Origin of the sequence: Citrobacter sp. CF971, from assembly GCF_006385635.1 — a bacterium.
Taxonomy (GTDB): Bacteria; Pseudomonadota; Gammaproteobacteria; order Enterobacterales; family Enterobacteriaceae; genus Citrobacter; species Citrobacter freundii.
Window position 1 is genome coordinate 2,873,258 of sequence record NZ_CP041051.1, and the last position, 15,906, is coordinate 2,889,163.

Annotated in this window: 15 protein-coding genes; 9 read left to right on the top strand and 6 right to left on the bottom strand. The window is 52.1% G+C overall.

The window, feature by feature from the left end; all coding sequences use genetic code 11:
- The first annotated feature begins 1 nt into the window (after position 1).
- From E6P06_RS17400 to cmoB, 7 genes are read left to right on the top strand one after another with little or no spacing between them, the layout of a single operon-like run.
- The gene (locus E6P06_RS17400; protein WP_139935492.1) at positions 2 to 571 is read left to right on the top strand and encodes a 3'-5' exonuclease; all 570 of its coding nucleotides are present in this window, start codon (positions 2 to 4) and stop codon (positions 569 to 571) included.
- Positions 572 to 611: 40 nt separating this feature from the next.
- Entirely contained in the window at positions 612 to 848 is a 237-nt protein-coding gene (locus tag E6P06_RS17405; RefSeq protein WP_003839185.1) for an excisionase family protein, read from the top strand.
- A gap of 58 nt (positions 849 to 906) precedes the next feature.
- Positions 907 to 2,220 carry a site-specific integrase gene (locus E6P06_RS17410; RefSeq protein WP_139935493.1) on the top strand — a complete coding sequence of 438 codons (1,314 nt, stop codon included), beginning with the start codon at positions 907 to 909 and terminating at the stop codon, positions 2,218 to 2,220.
- Positions 2,199 to 2,972, top strand: a complete 774-nt coding sequence (locus E6P06_RS17415; protein WP_168199061.1) for a DUF72 domain-containing protein — start codon at positions 2,199 to 2,201, stop codon at positions 2,970 to 2,972. The genes E6P06_RS17410 and E6P06_RS17415 overlap by 22 nt, the downstream gene beginning before the upstream one ends.
- A 52-nt stretch (positions 2,973 to 3,024) precedes the next feature.
- Entirely contained in the window at positions 3,025 to 3,420 is a 396-nt protein-coding gene (locus E6P06_RS17420; protein ID WP_003034689.1) for an MAPEG family protein, read from the top strand.
- 40 nt (positions 3,421 to 3,460) lie between these two features.
- Positions 3,461 to 4,204 carry a carboxy-S-adenosyl-L-methionine synthase CmoA gene (gene cmoA / locus E6P06_RS17425; RefSeq protein ID WP_003034686.1) on the top strand — a complete coding sequence of 248 codons (744 nt, stop codon included), beginning with the start codon at positions 3,461 to 3,463 and terminating at the stop codon, positions 4,202 to 4,204.
- Positions 4,201 to 5,169, top strand: a complete 969-nt coding sequence (gene cmoB, locus E6P06_RS17430; RefSeq protein WP_003839177.1) for a tRNA 5-methoxyuridine(34)/uridine 5-oxyacetic acid(34) synthase CmoB — start codon at positions 4,201 to 4,203, stop codon at positions 5,167 to 5,169. The genes cmoA and cmoB overlap by 4 nt, the downstream gene beginning before the upstream one ends.
- A gap of 243 nt (positions 5,170 to 5,412) precedes the next feature.
- On the opposite strand, the gene cutC is transcribed toward cmoB, so the two are convergent.
- Both cutC and E6P06_RS17440 read right to left on the bottom strand, forming a co-directional pair.
- Positions 5,413 to 6,159 (bottom strand): copper homeostasis protein CutC, encoded by a 747-nt coding sequence (cutC, locus tag E6P06_RS17435; protein ID WP_016150525.1) that lies wholly within the window; start codon positions 6,157 to 6,159, stop codon positions 5,413 to 5,415.
- 2 nt (positions 6,160 to 6,161) lie between these two features.
- Positions 6,162 to 6,728 carry a VOC family protein gene (locus E6P06_RS17440; RefSeq protein ID WP_071684724.1) on the bottom strand — a complete coding sequence of 189 codons (567 nt, stop codon included), beginning with the start codon at positions 6,726 to 6,728 and terminating at the stop codon, positions 6,162 to 6,164.
- 238 nt (positions 6,729 to 6,966) lie between these two features.
- Between E6P06_RS17440 and argS the strand changes: the two genes are divergently transcribed.
- Together argS and mrdA are read left to right on the top strand one after the other, a co-directional pair.
- Complete coding sequence (gene argS, locus E6P06_RS17445) at positions 6,967 to 8,700, top strand: arginine--tRNA ligase (protein ID WP_003034673.1); 1,734 nt, start codon at positions 6,967 to 6,969, stop codon at positions 8,698 to 8,700.
- Between the two features lie 227 nt (positions 8,701 to 8,927).
- Positions 8,928 to 10,865, top strand: a complete 1,938-nt coding sequence (gene mrdA / locus E6P06_RS17450) for a penicillin-binding protein 2 (RefSeq protein ID WP_139935494.1) — start codon at positions 8,928 to 8,930, stop codon at positions 10,863 to 10,865.
- On the opposite strand, the gene E6P06_RS17455 is transcribed toward mrdA, so the two are convergent.
- From E6P06_RS17455 to flhB, 4 genes are all read right to left on the bottom strand, one after another.
- The gene (locus tag E6P06_RS17455; RefSeq protein ID WP_003034669.1) at positions 10,837 to 11,976 is read right to left on the bottom strand and encodes a glycoside hydrolase family 105 protein; all 1,140 of its coding nucleotides are present in this window, start codon (positions 11,974 to 11,976) and stop codon (positions 10,837 to 10,839) included. The two genes, mrdA and E6P06_RS17455, sit on opposite strands and share 29 nt — an antisense overlap.
- Positions 11,977 to 12,284: 308 nt before the next feature.
- A complete protein-coding gene (flhe, locus tag E6P06_RS17460; RefSeq protein ID WP_003034667.1) occupies positions 12,285 to 12,677 on the bottom strand; it encodes a flagellar protein FlhE in 393 nt (130 codons plus the stop codon).
- Complete coding sequence (gene flhA / locus E6P06_RS17465; protein WP_003034666.1) at positions 12,677 to 14,755, bottom strand: flagellar biosynthesis protein FlhA; 2,079 nt, start codon at positions 14,753 to 14,755, stop codon at positions 12,677 to 12,679. The genes flhe and flhA overlap by 1 nt, the downstream gene beginning before the upstream one ends.
- Positions 14,748 to 15,899: a flagellar biosynthesis protein FlhB gene (gene flhB / locus E6P06_RS17470; RefSeq protein ID WP_003034664.1), complete on the bottom strand. Its 1,152-nt coding sequence runs from the start codon at positions 15,897 to 15,899 to the stop codon at positions 14,748 to 14,750. The genes flhA and flhB overlap by 8 nt, the downstream gene beginning before the upstream one ends.
- Positions 15,900 to 15,906: the final 7 nt, after the last annotated feature.

Below are 15,906 nucleotides of genomic sequence, written 5' to 3' on the forward strand. Positions count from 1 at the left end.
CGTGAACAATTTAATGATCGACCTCGAATCCATGGGCAAAAAACCGAATGCCCCTATTGTCTCCATTGGTGCCGTATTCTTCGATCCGCAAAGCGGTGATCTTGGTCAGGAGTTTTACACCGCCGTTAATCTTGAAAGCGCTATGGAGCAGGGAGCGGTGCCGGATGGTGACACTATTTTGTGGTGGTTAAGACAAAGCTCAGAAGCACGATCAGCAATCTGTGTTGATGATGCGATGCCGATATCATCTGCCCTATCTGAACTGAGCCATTTCATTAATCGGCATTCTGATAACCCTAAATATTTAAAAGTTTGGGGCAATGGAGCTACTTTCGACAACGTTATATTGCGCGGCGCATATGAGCGTGCCGACCAGGTTTGCCCGTGGCAATTCTGGAATGATCACGACGTCAGAACCATCGTCACATTAGGCAGAGTTGTAGGTTTCGATCCTAAGCGTGATATGCCATTTGATGGGGTTGCACATAACGCACTGGCTGATGCCCGCCACCAGGCGAAATATGTTTCAGCGATTTGGCAGAAACTAATCCCAACCACCAGCAACAGCTAAAGTTTTCCCCGGGTGCAGCCGGGATAATGGAGAAATAACTATGAGCAATATTTTCCAGTTAGCTCCCAACGATTGGGTTTGTGAAAGCGTTTTGATCGCGGTTACCGGGCTCAAACCCGGAACCATCCTCCGTGCCAGAAAAGAATGCTGGATGATTGGGAGGGAGTATATCCACGTATCGCCTGACGGAAATCCTAAACCTTCCAGTGAGTGCATGTATAACAGAAAGGCTGTAGATGCCTGGGTCGCTTCAATGAAAAGCAAGCAGCCAGGGTGATTTGATGCCATGAAAAAGGTAAGCTCGTATCGCTCTTGGGCGTCTGGAGGCAACACCAATGGATAAAGTCACATATCCAACAGGCGTCGAAAACCACGGTGGCACATTACGCATCTGGTTTAATTTTAAAGGTAAGCGTGTCAGGGAAAGTCTCGGTGTCCCTGACACCGCTAAGAACAGAAAGATAGCCGGGGAACTGCGGACATCAGTATGTTTTGCCATCCGCACAGGAACCTTTGATTATGCAACCCAGTTTCCTGACTCCCCTAACCTCAAGGCTTTTGGTGTAAGTAAAAAAGACATTACAGTGAAAGAACTTGAAGAAAAATGGCTGGATCTGAAACGGATGGAAATCTGCGCGAACGCATTCAATCGCTATGAATCTGTCGCAAGGAATATGGTGCCGAGGATCGGAGGTAATCGCCTGGTGTCAGCAGTAACCAAAGAGGAATTGCTGTATCTTAGGAAAGATTTGCTAACTGGTTATCAGAGTCCGACGAAAAACAAAGCCCCGGCAAAAGGGCGAAGCGTTGTTACTGTGAACTATTACATGACGACAATGGCCGGAATGTTTCAGTTTGCTGCGGATCACGGTTACTTAGAGGTGAACCCATTCGAGGGAATTAAGCCTCTGAAAAAAGCCAGGGCAGAACCAGATCCTCTGTCTCGTGATGAATTTATTCGCCTGATAGATGCATGCCGGCATCAGCAGACGAAAAACCTGTGGTCATTAGCAGTGTACACAGGAATGCGTCACGGGGAACTGGTCTCCCTGGCCTGGGAAGATATCGACCTGAAAGCTGGAACAATTACCGTCAGGCGTAATTATACGAAACTTGGTGAGTTCACTCTACCGAAAACCGAGGCAAGCACAGATCGGGTGGTGCATCTTATCCAGCCCGCAATCAGTATCCTGAAAAATCAGGCTGAAATGACAAGGCTGGGCAGGCAACATCACATTGAAGTTCAGTTACGTGAGTATGGCCGTTCGGTGAACCATGAGTGTACATTCGTCTTTAACCCGCATGTGGTCAGACGCAGTAAGCAGGTCGGATTTATCTACCGCGTCGATTCAGTAGGCGACTCATGGGAAGCGGCACTAAAGCGCGCGGGGATCAGACACAGAAAGGCGTACCAGTCACGACATACCTATGCGTGCTGGTCATTATCTGCTGGTGCAAACCCAAGTTTTATTGCCAGTCAGATGGGGCATGCGAGCGCGCAGATGGTGTTCAATGTTTACGGTGCATGGATGGCTGACAGCAGCGCAGAGCAGATCGCAATGCTGAATCAGAAGCTGGCAGATTTTGCCCCATTGATGCCCCATAGCCACGAGAACAGTACGGGAGGATTATTAAAATCAGTAAGTTAACCCCTAACGCCCGTCATGTTAACTGCGTGGAGGGCAATACCACGCTGTATGCGCTGCCTAAAGCCGATATTGTTGCCCGCTGGCAGGCACAGACCACCGATACGTTTCGATTTTGTTTTAAGTTTCCGGCGACCATTTCGCATAAGGCCGCGCTGCGTAATTGTGATGACCTGGTACAGGAATTTTTTATGCGCATGTCGCCGCTGGAATCGCGCATTGGACAATACTGGCTGCAATTACCCGCGACTTTTAGCCCACGCGACCTGCCTGCCCTGTGGCAGTTTATCGACGCGCTCCCCAAATGTTTTACCTACGGTGTGGAAGTTCGCCATCCAGACTTCTTTGCCAAAGGCGAAGCCGAACAGCTATTTAATCGCGGGTTACACGAGCGTGGAGTAAACCGGGTGATTCTGGACAGCCGCCCGGTACATGCCGCAATCCCACATACCGAAGCGATACGTGACGCCCAGCGCAAGAAACCGAAGGTTCCGGTGCATGCGGTGGTGACGGCTAACCATCCGATGGTACGCTTTATCGGCAGCGATGATATGGCACAAAACAGCGCGCTTTTTGCCGTCTGGCTGACCAAGCTGTCACTATGGCAACACACCACGACGCCGTATCTGTTTTTGCATACGCCGGACATCGCGCAGGCCCCGGAGCTTGTTGATACACTATGGTCAGATTTACGCAGTGCTCTGCCAGAGATCGGATCAGCACCGTCTATTCCACAGCAATCTTCTCTTTTCTGAAAATGCCACCTATCATAGTCGAGGCCATCAGCCATTTTAAAAGGGAGTTTGTATGGTAAGCGCGCTTTATGCCGTATTGGGTGCGTTATTGTTAATAAAGTTCTCCTTTGACGTTGTTCGCCTGCGCATGCAATATCGCGTTGCCTATGGCGATGGAGGTTTTAGCGAACTGCAAAGCGCTATCCGCATTCACGGTAACGCGGTGGAATATATTCCCGTCGCGTTAGTGCTGCTGTTATTTATGGAAATGAACGGCGCAGAGACGTGGATGGTGCATCTTTGCGGGCTGATGTTGATTGCCGGACGTCTGATGCATTATTACGGATTCCACCATCGGCTTTTCCGCTGGCGCCGTTCAGGCATGAGCGCAACCTGGTGTTCGCTGTTGCTAATGGTGCTGGCGAATCTTTGGTATATGCCCTGGGAGTTGGTTTTCTCCCTGCATTAGCGCACAATACGCCACTTTATTTTTCCCGGATTTTTACGTTATGTCTCACCGCGACACGCTTTTTTCTGCGCCTATCGCCAGTCTGGGTGACTGGACCTTTGATGAACGGGTAGCTGAAGTCTTCCCGGATATGATCCAGCGTTCCGTTCCTGGCTATTCCAATATTATTTCTATGATTGGCATGCTGGCCGAACGTTTCGTACAACCCAACACGCAGGTCTACGATCTGGGCTGTTCTCTGGGCGCGGCGACGCTCTCGGTGCGTCGCAATATTCATCACGAGAATTGCAAAATTATTGCTGTCGACAACTCTCCGGCGATGGTTGAGCGCTGCCGTCGTCATATTGACGCCTATAAGGCACCGACCCCGGTTGAGGTTGTCGAAGGCGATATTCGCAACATTACTATCGAAAATGCCTCGATGGTGGTGCTGAATTTTACCCTGCAATTCCTTGAGCCACCCGAGCGCCAGGCGTTGTTGGATAAGATTTATCAGGGGCTGAATCCCGGTGGCGCGTTGGTGCTATCTGAAAAATTCAGCTTCGAAGACGCGAACGTAGGCGAGTTGCTGTTCAACATGCACCACGACTTCAAACGAGCCAATGGCTATAGTGAACTGGAAATCAGCCAGAAACGCAGCATGTTGGAGAACGTGATGCTCACCGACTCGGTCGAAACGCACAAAGCGCGACTGCATCAGGCCGGCTTTGAGCACAGTGAGTTGTGGTTCCAGTGCTTCAACTTTGGCTCTCTGGTGGCGTTGAAAGCTGAGGTTAGCGCATGATCGATTTTGGTAACTTTTATCAGTTGATTGCCAAAAATCATCTGTCCCATTGGCTGGAAACACTTCCGGCGCAAATCGCTGCCTGGCAGCGCGATCAGCACGGTCTTTTTAAACAATGGTCAAACGCCGTCGAGTTTCTGCCCGAGCTAACGCCGCATCGTCTGGACTTACTGCATAGCGTTACCGCAGAAAGCAAAGAGCCGCTCAGCGAAGGTCAGCTTAAACGCATAGACACCCTGATGCGTAACCTGATGCCATGGCGTAAAGGACCGTACTCGCTGTACGGCGTCAACATCGATACCGAATGGCGTTCCGACTGGAAGTGGGATCGCGTCCTGCCGCACTTGTCTGATCTCACCGGACGTACCATTCTTGATGTCGGCTGCGGCAGTGGCTATCACATGTGGCGCATGATTGGCGCGGGCGCACATCTGGCGGTCGGTATCGACCCGACCCAACTGTTCCTGTGCCAGTTTGAGGCGGTGCGTAAACTGCTGGGCAATGACCAGCGCGCGCATCTGCTGCCGCTGGGTATTGAACAGCTTCCGGCGCTCAACGCCTTTGATACCGTATTCTCCATGGGCGTGCTTTATCACCGCCGCTCGCCGCTGGAACACCTGTGGCAGTTAAAGGATCAGTTGGTTAAAGATGGCGAACTGGTACTGGAAACGCTGGTCGTCGAAGGCGATGAAAATACCGTGCTGGTGCCGGGCGATCGCTACGCCCAGATGCGTAACGTTTACTTTATCCCGTCTGCACTGGCGCTAAAAAACTGGCTGGAAAAATGCGGGTTTGTTGATGTGCGCATTGCCGACGTATGTGTGACCACTACCGAAGAACAGCGCCGCACCGAATGGATGATTACCGAATCGCTGGCCGACTTCCTTGACCCGAACGACCACAGTAAGACGGTGGAAGGCTACCCCGCCCCACTGCGTGCGGTATTGATTGCGCGTAAACCGTAGTCATTTTTGTCAAATGACTATTACGTATAGCACCATTTCTCCAAAATAGTTCGGTTTGCAACAAGGCGGCGACGCAGCAAATCCCTGGGAGCGTAGATAACTACGTGACTGGGGTGAGCGAGGAAAGCCAACACAGTTGCAGACCGAAATATGCAGGAGAAGGAGAAAAAAAGGCCCCTGTTGAAATTGCAGGGGCCTGGTACGAGCAAGCATCATATTGGGCGACATGATGCAACGGTAAAATCAGCTGGCCTGATGGTGTGCAATGATTGCTTTCATTTCAGCAACCGCCGCCCCGTCTACCGCATAGCGAGAATACTCATCCGCCTGCGCATCCGAAGACATCGACAACCCCGAATTGCGATAACGCATTGGTGAAGCCAGCCATACTCCGGCAGAACTGTGGACTTCCTGCACCCCAGCATCAAGGAACAGGGACAAATTCGAGGCGCGAACCCCCGCTCCGGCCATAATGATTGGAGCACCAGGCTGCGCAATAAGTTCCATTATTTTTGTTAAACCTTGCGCCGCATCTGATTTTTGCCCGGAGGTGAGTACTCTGGCGATGCCCAAATCAGCTAATTTTTTAAGCGTATTGAGTGGGTTAGCACACATATCAAAGGCACGATGAAAAGTGACTTGCAGTGAACCGGCGGCGATCATTATTTTCTCCATGCGCGGCATATCGACATCGCCATCCGCATCTAAAATGCCGGTCACCAGCCCTGAGAACCCTAGTTCTCTGACCATCGCTATATCATCCAGCATTGCAGCGAATTCACCTTCGGTGTAACAAAAGTCGCCTCCACGTGGACGAATAATGGGATTGACGGGAATCGAAATGTGCTGGCGAACAGAACGCAAGACGCCCAGTGAAGGCGTTAAGCCCCCTTCTTTGGGTGCCGAGCAAAGCTCAATACGATCCGCGCCGTTTTGCTGCGCCGTGCGCGCGCACTCCATGCTGTAACAGCAGATTTCCAGTATAGTCATGCTTACTCCTGACGTTCGCTTGCCACAATGGTTTCAATCGACCACGGGTGGAATTTTATCGTCACGCTACCATCGCTAACCGCCAGCGTCGGATTCGGTAAACGTTCACGTTCTCCTTTTGGCGAGCTGGTTTTCACAAATATACCAGGTTGACTCAGACCGTGATCGGAAAGCAGCGCCAGCGCTCGCGCATTCAGCGTTTGTGCCTCACCCGGCAGAACAATTTCAATATGTTCCCAGCCTTCATGTGGGTAACGTTTTTCGCCCGGCCACGGCAGTTCGACGATGGAAAATTGCCAATGTTGCACACAAACCGGCTCATACAGTTTAAAAAGACAAATAGGTCTGCCGTTAATGATGTTTTCTGACAACAATTCACCGCACTGTTCAAACCCACGACGCCAGCGTTCTGCAGTGGTATTTTGATGGCAACGCAAGGAAATGTGATCGGCTTCCAGACCTGTGATATCCAGCCCAAGACGGGTAGAAAGTTCCGTTAATGCCTGCGTGAAATGCGGTAAATCTGCAGAAATATCCTGTAGTTCTGCAACGGTTTGCCAGTTCGCCATATTAAAAGCTCATATCCATGTTCAAAGTCGCTAATTTACTCTGTTGCGCTGCGCCATCCAACCGCTGTTTTCTCCGAACACATCATGGATAAATTTACGCCATTGCATGGTTTATATTTCAGGCTACTGGCGGTACACACAATGCTGACGGCAACGGGCATTTGCAGTATACTCCCGCCCTTAATTCTTAAACTGGTGCGGTGAATTTTAGACCGCTTCATAAATGTAAGGTATTCCGGTGAATATTCAGGCTCTTCTCTCAGAAAAAGTCAGTCAGGCCATGATTGCTGCAGGCGCGCCTGCAGATTGCGAACCACAGGTTCGTCAGTCAGCAAAAGTACAGTTCGGCGACTATCAAGCTAACGGCATGATGGCTGTCGCTAAAAAACTGGGTATGGCGCCGCGACAACTGGCTGAGCAGGTGCTGACTCATCTGGATCTCAACGGGATTGCCAGCAAAGTTGAAATTGCAGGCCCGGGCTTTATCAACATTTTTCTCGACCCGGCATTTCTGGCGCAGCACGTTCAGCAGGCGCTGGCTTCCGATCGTCTGGGCGTCACCCAACCGACTAAACAAACCGTCGTGGTTGACTACTCCGCGCCTAACGTAGCGAAAGAGATGCACGTTGGTCACCTGCGTTCCACCATCATCGGTGACGCGGCGGTGCGTACGCTGGAATTCCTTGGTCACAAGGTTATCCGCGCCAACCACGTCGGCGACTGGGGTACTCAGTTCGGTATGCTCATCGCATGGCTGGAAAAACAGCAGCAGGAAAATGCCGGAGAGATGGCGCTGGCTGACCTGGAAGGTTTCTACCGTGACGCAAAAAAACATTACGACGAAGATGAAGCCTTCGCGGAACGCGCCCGTAGTTATGTCGTGAAGCTGCAAGGCGGCGACGAATACTTCCGCGAGATGTGGCGTAAACTGGTCGACATTACCATGTCGCAGAACCAGTTAACCTACGATCGCCTCAACGTTACCCTGACCCGTGACGACGTCATGGGCGAGAGCCTGTACAACCCGATGCTGCCTGGCATCGTGGCCGATCTCAAAGCCAAAGGCCTGGCTGTTGAAAGCGAAGGCGCTACCGTCGTATTCCTTGATGAGTATAAAAACAAGGAAGGCGAACCGATGGGCGTTATCATTCAGAAGAAAGATGGCGGCTATCTCTACACCACAACCGACATCGCCTGTGCCAAGTATCGTTACGAAACCCTGCATGCCGATCGCGTACTGTATTACATCGACTCTCGTCAGCATCAGCACTTAATGCAGGCGTGGACCATCGTACGTAAAGCTGGTTATGTGCCGGATTCGGTGCCGCTGGAACACCACATGTTCGGTATGATGCTGGGCAAAGACGGTAAACCGTTCAAAACCCGCGCTGGCGGCACGGTTAAACTGGCCGATCTGCTGGATGAAGCGCTGGAGCGCGCACGTCGTCTGGTCGCAGAGAAGAACCCGGATATGCCTGCCGATGAGCTGGAAAAGCTGGCAAATGCAGTCGGTATCGGCGCGGTGAAATACGCGGATCTGTCCAAAAACCGTACCACCGACTACATCTTCGACTGGGACAACATGCTGGCGTTCGAAGGTAACACCGCGCCATATATGCAGTACGCTTATACCCGCGTACTGTCCGTATTCCGTAAAGCGGATATCGACGAAAGCGCGCTGGCAAATGCGCAGGTGATTATCAACGAAGATCGCGAGGCTCAGCTGGCTGCGCGTCTGCTGCAGTTTGAAGAAACGCTGACCGTCGTTGCGCGTGAAGGTACACCGCACGTGATGTGTGCTTACCTGTACGACGTTGCCGGTCTGTTCTCTGGCTTCTACGAGCACTGCCCTATCCTCAGCGCTGAAAACGAAGAGATTCGTAACAGCCGGCTGAAACTGGCACAGCTGACGGCGAAAACCCTGAAGCTGGGTCTGGATACACTGGGTATCGAAACCGTAGAACGTATGTAATTACCTCAAGTAATGTGAAAGCCCGCGCTATGTCGCGGGCTTTTTTATTTTCCCTGACCCGTTCTCATGGCAGCGCAATCAGGCCTACGAGAAACGGCGACGTTCACTGTAATTTGTAACAGCCCACAAGGAATGACACATTTCCCTAGAGATATGGAACATTTTTTGCCTGTCATCCCGTTTTAGCCTCCGTATCATTAGGCGGCGAATTAATCGGGTACGGGTCAATGACATTCAGAGATTTTGAGGCGGAAGAAAAACTCTTTCAGCGGCGTGTATTGGTGGCCTTTGGCCTGGTGGTCATCTGTTTTGGCATCCTGATTTACAATCTGTATAACTTACAAATCTGTCAGCACCAGTATTACACCACCCGGTCGAATGCAAACGATATCAAAATGCTACCCGTCGCCCCCACACGTGGCATGATTTACGATCGCAACGGCATCCCGCTGGTGCGCAACGTCACCTGGTACGATATTTCCGTTACGCCTTATAAAATCAGTGATATGAATGCGTTAATCCAGCAGCTCACGCCCATCGTTGACCTCACTCCTGATGATATTGATCAGTTTCGCCATGAGCTAAAAGCCAGCAGCCGTTATCGTCCGGTCGTGCTAAAAAATGCGCTTACCGATGTGGAAATCGCCCGTTTCTCGGTAAACCAGTTTCATTTTAGCGGCGTAAACATCAATAGCTACGAAGACCGCCAGTATCCCTATGGCGCGGCGCTGGCACATGTCCTTGGCTATGTTTCAAAAATCAATGACAACGACCTGAAAGCTCTGGATCAAAAGGGTCAGGCTGAGAACTACGCCGCCGATCACAATATCGGTAAGCAAGGTATTGAGCGCTATTACGAAAATGAACTGCATGGAAAGACCGGTTATCAGGAGGTGGAAGTAGATAACCACGGACGCATCGTACGCCTGCTCAAAGATGTGCCGCCCGTTGCCGGAAAAAATATCCATTTGACGCTGGATTTACATTTACAGCAATATATTGAGAGCTTGTTGGCTGGCCAGCGTGCCGCCGTTTTGGTTGAAGATCCACACGACGGTTCTGTACTGGCGATGGTCTCAAACCCCAGCTATGACCCTAATCCGTTTGTCAAAGGCATTAGCTATCAGGACTATAACAAGCTACTCCAGGATAAAGACCTGCCATTAATCAACCGCGTCACACAGGGATTGTACCCCCCCGCTTCAACGGTCAAACCGTATATGGCGATTTCAGCATTACTAAACGGTGTGATCACGCCGCAGACCAGTTTCTTCGGTGCTCCTACCTGGACGCTACCCGGCACCGAGCGACATTACCGTGACTGGAAAAAAACGGGCCACGGTATGCTGGATGTCACCAAAGCGATAGAAGAGTCTGCCGATACGTTCTTCTATCAGGTGGCGTATATGATGGGGATCGACCGGATTAACAGCATGCTCAGCCAGTTTGGTTACGGTAAACCGACCGGCATCGATCTTGATGAGGAGTATAACGGCCTGCTCCCGAGCCGTGAATGGAAGCAAAAAGTGCATAAAAAATCCTGGTATCAGGGGGATACTATCTCAGTTGGTATCGGCCAGGGCTACTGGATTGCCACTCCTATCCAGATGGTCAAAGCCATGGTCGCACTGATTAACAACGGCAAGGTTATCGTCCCTCACCTGCTACTCGATGAAGAAAATGGCAAAACCCTCACGCCGTATCAGGCTCCAGAAGCACCGTCACAAATCGCCTCAGCCTCGTCACCCTACTGGGGACTGGTGCGTCAGGCGATGTTCGGCATGGCGAATGAACCAAATGGTACAGGTTATAAGTTCTTTCACACAGCACCTTACGGCATTGCGGCGAAAAGCGGCACCTCGCAGGTCTTTAGCCTGAAAGAAAATCAGACCTACAATGCGAAGATGATCCCTGTCCGCTTGCGCGACCACGTGTTCTATACCGCATTTGCGCCCTATAAGAACCCGAAGGTCGCGGTGGCGTTAATTCTGGAAAACGGCGGCAGCGATGGTGTCACCGCCGCGCCGGTTATGCGTCAAATCATGGATCATCTCTTTGCCCCTCAGGACAACATGGTACACACAGTGACGAATCAACCATCAGGTCCGATAGTGGTAGCGCCATCGAATACCGATATCAAAAATACTTACGCAAGTATTCGGTAAGACACAGCATCGCCATCGCTTGTCCGTAAGGCATAGAAGTCCGAGGGATGTTGCGGTAGAAATCGAGATTGTGTCCCATCCCGGTACCAAACGAGGTGTGCAGCAGTTCACCTTCCGGTGAAATATGCTGCACAATGCCACGAATGGCTTTTTCGGCCACCAGCGTATACTCTTGCCCAACATAGCGTTTACGTACAGCTTTGAGGATCCCATAAGCAAATCCGGCAGTTGCCGATGCTTCCAGATACGACTGCGGGTCGTCCAGCAAGGTATGCCACAACCCACTTTCATCCTGGCATTTCGCCAGCGCCGCGATTTGTGCGTTCAGGACCTGTACCAGATAGCGGTGAACGGCATTGTTTTCTGGTAAATCAAGTAATTCGAGAAAGTCCGGGATCACGATAGTTAACCAACTGTTGCCACGCGCCCAGCGGGCATTGGCAAAGTTATGATTTCCTTCATAGCTCCAGCCGTGGAACCACAGCCCCGTGTCTTTATCCATCAGGTTTTGCACGTGCAGCAGGAACTGATACGTTGCCTCTTCGATGTAGTCAGGGCGATTGAGTAACTTGCCAATCTTCGCCAGCGGTAGAACCGTCATCATCAGCGTGTCATCCCACATCTGCTGGTGGTTTTCTTCCGCCAGCGTAATGTGTTGCATACCGCCGAACTCGGTACGAGGCATCTCATGCATTGCCCACTCAGCCCAGCTGTCGAGCCACGGTAGATACGCTGGATTACGCGTCTCTTCATAGCGATACGCCAACGTTAAAAATGGCGCCATGGTGTTAACGTTTTTGGTGGTTGCACCTTCAGCAAAGCGATCGGCAAACCAGCTATCGATGATATCGCGTATCGTTTCATCGCCGGTTTGCAGATAGTACTGATACATCCCGTACAAGCCGACGCCGTGCGTCCACTCCCATCCCGCCCAGCCTTTGGTATCAATTACGCGTCCATCGTCCAGACGCAGCAAGAACTCACCAGTTTCGTCATGAATATTGACCAGGTTATGCGTCACCTTTTTGATCAGCGTTTTTAATTCATCCCTGGCAATAAAATGTTCTGGCTGGCGCAACAACGGGCTATGTTTAACCGGGTAAACAATCATTTACTTAACCTCTGTCAATGTCGGATTCAATGCTGTGACCTGCCCCTGTTGCGGCGCAGCAGCTGTATTTGGGAGGCCCCGCAATCCTCGCTTTGACAATGGGCATCCTTATAGAGGCACAGTAAAAGCAAACAGGAAGCGAAACCTTTCTATTTCTGCCAGAAGGATTCGTAAAATGGCAACAATACAAAGAGTCCGGCAACGTACGTCACCTATTTTATAAAACTGCGTTTCTATTTAATTGAATGAGAGGCTGGAATGTTGAAACAACCAGCAGTTTCAACTGCTGGTCTGAATGACGGAGGGTGTTAACGGTAGTTCACAATCACCTGATTGCTCTGAATGCGTAACGCGGGGATCAGGCGACCACCGCCGGGGACTTCCCAGACAAAATGCATCGGTTCAATGGCCGGAACATTATTGAACCCGTTGGTGGTCCCACTTTGCCCATCCAGCTCGACACAACGGGACTGAGAACATAAACGCACCCGCAGACCTGCGGGCGTGGGGCCATTCAGCTCATAGCGCCAGGCTACCAGCGTCATTAAGCCAGAGACCGGCTGGCCAGGAACCAAAGGCGCAGACGAGGCTGACTGGCCACGGTGATTTAAGGTGATCCCCATACCGCTTGCCTGCCAGGCCCCTTCTCCGGCGGCCTGCGCCACCAGAGGAAAAAACAACAACCACAGTAACTTGCGCATTATTTACCTCCAATGGTCGCCGTCATGCGGATATGGCGGTTATCGGAAAGCTCCATGTTCGATAACACCACCAACTGCGGGATGCTGCGACGTAAAAACCGCGCCAGCAGCGGACGCAACGCGTGATTAACCAGCAAGACAGGCGGCGCGCCCAACATTTCCTGCCGGGACAGCGCTTCCTGTGTTTGGGCCAGCAGGCGGTCTGCAAGCCCAGGCTCCAGGCCTCCACCCCCCTGCAGCGCTTGCAGCAGCAAACGCTCGAGCGGAGTATCAAGACCGATAACCTGAACCTCTTCATTACCCGGGAACCACTGCTGAGTGATGGCGCGTCCCAACGCAACACGGACGACCGCGGTAAGCTCATGCGGATCGTTTTGCAGCGGCGCATGTTCCGCCAGCGTTTCAAGAATGGTGCGCATATCACGAATCGGTACTTTCTCGTCCAGTAAGTTCTGCAGCACTTTATGCAGCGTGGTGAGCGTCACAACGCCCGGCACCAGATCTTCCGTCAGCTTTGGCATTTCCTGCGACACTCGATCCAGTAACTGCTGCGCTTCCTGACGGCCAAACAGCTCAGCGGCAAACTGGCCAATCAGGTGATTTAGATGCGTAGCAACAACAGTACTGGCTTCAACCACCGTAAAGCCCTGAATCTGCGCCTGTTCCTTCAATGCGCTTTCAATCCAGATAGCGTCCAGTCCGAAAGCCGGATCGACCGTTTTCTCGCCTGGCAGCGACCCGGCAGCAGTACCTGGGTTAATGGCCAGCCAGCGTCCCGGATAGGCATCACCGCTGCCAATTTCTACCCCTTTCATCAAAATTCGATAGCGGGCCGGCTGCAGATCCATATTGTCACGGATGTGTACCACCGGCGGCAGGAAGCCCATATCCTGAGCGAATTTCTTACGAATACTGCGAATTCGTCCCAGTAACTCGCCATCCTGCTGAAAGTCCACCATTGGGATCAGGCGATAACCAACCTCCATTCCCAGCGAATCTTCCAACTGCACGTCGTTCCACGTGGCTTCCACCACGGAGTTGTTTTCCGGCATTTTCACCGGCTGCGGTTCATCTGGCGCTTTTTGCTCACGACCGCGCATCCACCAGGCCAGGCCCAGCAATGCGGCAGTAAACATCAGAAACACCAGGTTCGGCATGCCCGGAACCAGGCCCAAAAGTCCAAGTACCGCCGCACTGAGCAACATGACACTAGGATTGCTGAACAGTTGGGTCACCATCTGTTCACCTACGTCCTGGTCGGTACTCACGCGGGTCACGATAACGCCCGCCGCGGTAGAGATAACCAGCGCAGGAATTTGTGCCACCAGCCCGTCACCGATGGTCAGCAGGGTATAACTTTCCGCAGCGCTGCCCATGCTCATACCATGCTGCAACACCCCAACTAACAGACCGCCGACTACGTTGATCACCATGATCAAAATACCGGCAATGGCGTCTCCACGGACGAATTTACTCGCACCGTCCATTGAGCCGTAAAAATCCGCTTCCTGGGTCACTTCCGAGCGTCGTTTTTTAGCTTCATCTTCGCCAATCAGACCGGCATTCAAATCCGCATCAATCGCCATCTGCTTGCCGGGCATACCATCCAGCACGAAGCGCGCGCCAACCTCGGCGATACGCCCTGCACCTTTAGTGATTACCATAAAGTTAATGATGACGAGAATCACGAAGACCACGATGCCGATCGCAAAGTTACCGCCCACCAGGAAGTGACCAAAAGCTTCAACCACCTTCCCCGCCGCCGCCGCGCCGGTGTGTCCTTCCATCAAAATGATACGGGTCGACGCGACGTTCAGCGCCAGGCGTAATAATGTGGTAAACAGCAAAATCGTCGGGAATGCGGCAAATTCCAGCGTACGCTGGGTGAACATCGCCACCAGCAGCACCATGATCGACAGCGCAATGTTAAATGTGAACAGCAAATCGAGGACGAAAGCCGGCAGCGGCAGCACCATCATCGACAGGATCAGCAGGATGAGGATCGGTCCGGCAAGGATTTGCCATTGCGTGGATTTCAGGTTGCTGGGCAGGCGCAGCATCGCGACCAGATTAGCCATCAGTATTCTTCTCGTTCATGAAATCCAGTGCTTCAGGCACCGGAAGGTTTTCAGGTTGTGGTGGACGTTTGCCGCCAGCCAGACGCCAGCGTTTTAGCTGCCATACCCATGCCAGCACTTCGGCAACGGCGGCATATAATTGACCCGGTATTTGCTGACCAATTTCAGCATGGCGATAGAGCGCACGCGCCAGTGGCGGCGCTTCTAACGTAGGGACACGGTGCTCTGCGCCAATTTCACGAATGCGCAGCGCAACCAGCCCGGCCCCCTTAGCGACAACTTTCGGCGCACTCATTTTGTTCTCGTCATACTTCAACGCCACTGAGTAGTGCGTAGGGTTAGTGACAATAACGTCTGCTTTTGGTACATCCGCCATCATGCGACGCTGAGCGGCCGCGCGCTGCATTTGGCGAATTTTGCCCTTAACGTGCGGGTCACCTTCGCTTTGCTTAAATTCGTCACGGATATCCTGGCGCGACATGCGCAGCTTTTTCAGATGGCTGTAGATCTGGAAAAAAACGTCGAATCCCACCATCGGAATGACGCCAAGCACCACCAACAACGCGCACATGCCGACTAAATCCAGGGCGTTGCCCATCGCCGTAATCGGAGATTCCGCCATCAGCCGCATCATCTCTGGCCACTTGTGCCAGAGATAAAACCCGGCCACGCTGCCCACTAACGTCGACTTCAGTATCGCTTTGAGCAGTTCTGCGCCGGTTTGCGCGGAAAACATGCGCTTAATGCCCGGCAACGGATTCAGCTTAGAGAATTTGGGTTGCAGGGATTTACCGCTGAAAATCAAGCCGCCAAGCATCACCGGGGAGATTAATGCCACCAGAACGACGCCGGTAATCAACGGCAACAGCGCAATCATCGCGTCTTTAATCAGCAGGATGATTTGGCTGAGGATCAGGTTTGGATCGTTGACCATACTGTGGTCAAAACGTAATCCGGCCGACAGCATACCGGCCAGTCTGCGGGCAAGCGACTCCCCGCCAATCCAGATAATACACACGCCCACCAGCAAAATAAGTAGTGAGGTTAGCTCTTTGGATCGGGGGATCTGCCCTTCTTCCCGCGCTTTTTCAAGTCGGTGGGGTGTGGGGGCTTCTGTTTTGTCGTCGTCGCTTTCTTCTGCCACGCATCAG

Bases quoted from the DNA above. Each gene is read 5' to 3' on its own strand.
- E6P06_RS17410 (WP_139935493.1), top strand. From the start codon at position 907: ATGGATAAAGTCACATATCCAACAGGCGTCGAAAACCACGGTGGCACA.
- flhA (WP_003034666.1), bottom strand. From the start codon at position 14,755: ATGGCTAATCTGGTCGCGATGCTGCGCCTGCCCAGCAACCTGAAATCC.
- flhe (WP_003034667.1), bottom strand. From the start codon at position 12,677: ATGCGCAAGTTACTGTGGTTGTTGTTTTTTCCTCTGGTGGCGCAGGCC.
- E6P06_RS17455 (WP_003034669.1), bottom strand. From the start codon at position 11,976: ATGATTGTTTACCCGGTTAAACATAGCCCGTTGTTGCGCCAGCCAGAA.
- E6P06_RS17440 (WP_071684724.1), bottom strand. From the start codon at position 6,728: ATGGCGAACTGGCAAACCGTTGCAGAACTACAGGATATTTCTGCAGAT.
- cutC (WP_016150525.1), bottom strand. From the start codon at position 6,159: ATGACTATACTGGAAATCTGCTGTTACAGCATGGAGTGCGCGCGCACG.
- mrdA (WP_139935494.1), top strand. From the start codon at position 8,928: ATGACATTCAGAGATTTTGAGGCGGAAGAAAAACTCTTTCAGCGGCGT.
- cmoA (WP_003034686.1), top strand. From the start codon at position 3,461: ATGTCTCACCGCGACACGCTTTTTTCTGCGCCTATCGCCAGTCTGGGT.
- cmoB (WP_003839177.1), top strand. From the start codon at position 4,201: ATGATCGATTTTGGTAACTTTTATCAGTTGATTGCCAAAAATCATCTG.
- E6P06_RS17405 (WP_003839185.1), top strand. From the start codon at position 612: ATGAGCAATATTTTCCAGTTAGCTCCCAACGATTGGGTTTGTGAAAGC.
- E6P06_RS17420 (WP_003034689.1), top strand. From the start codon at position 3,025: ATGGTAAGCGCGCTTTATGCCGTATTGGGTGCGTTATTGTTAATAAAG.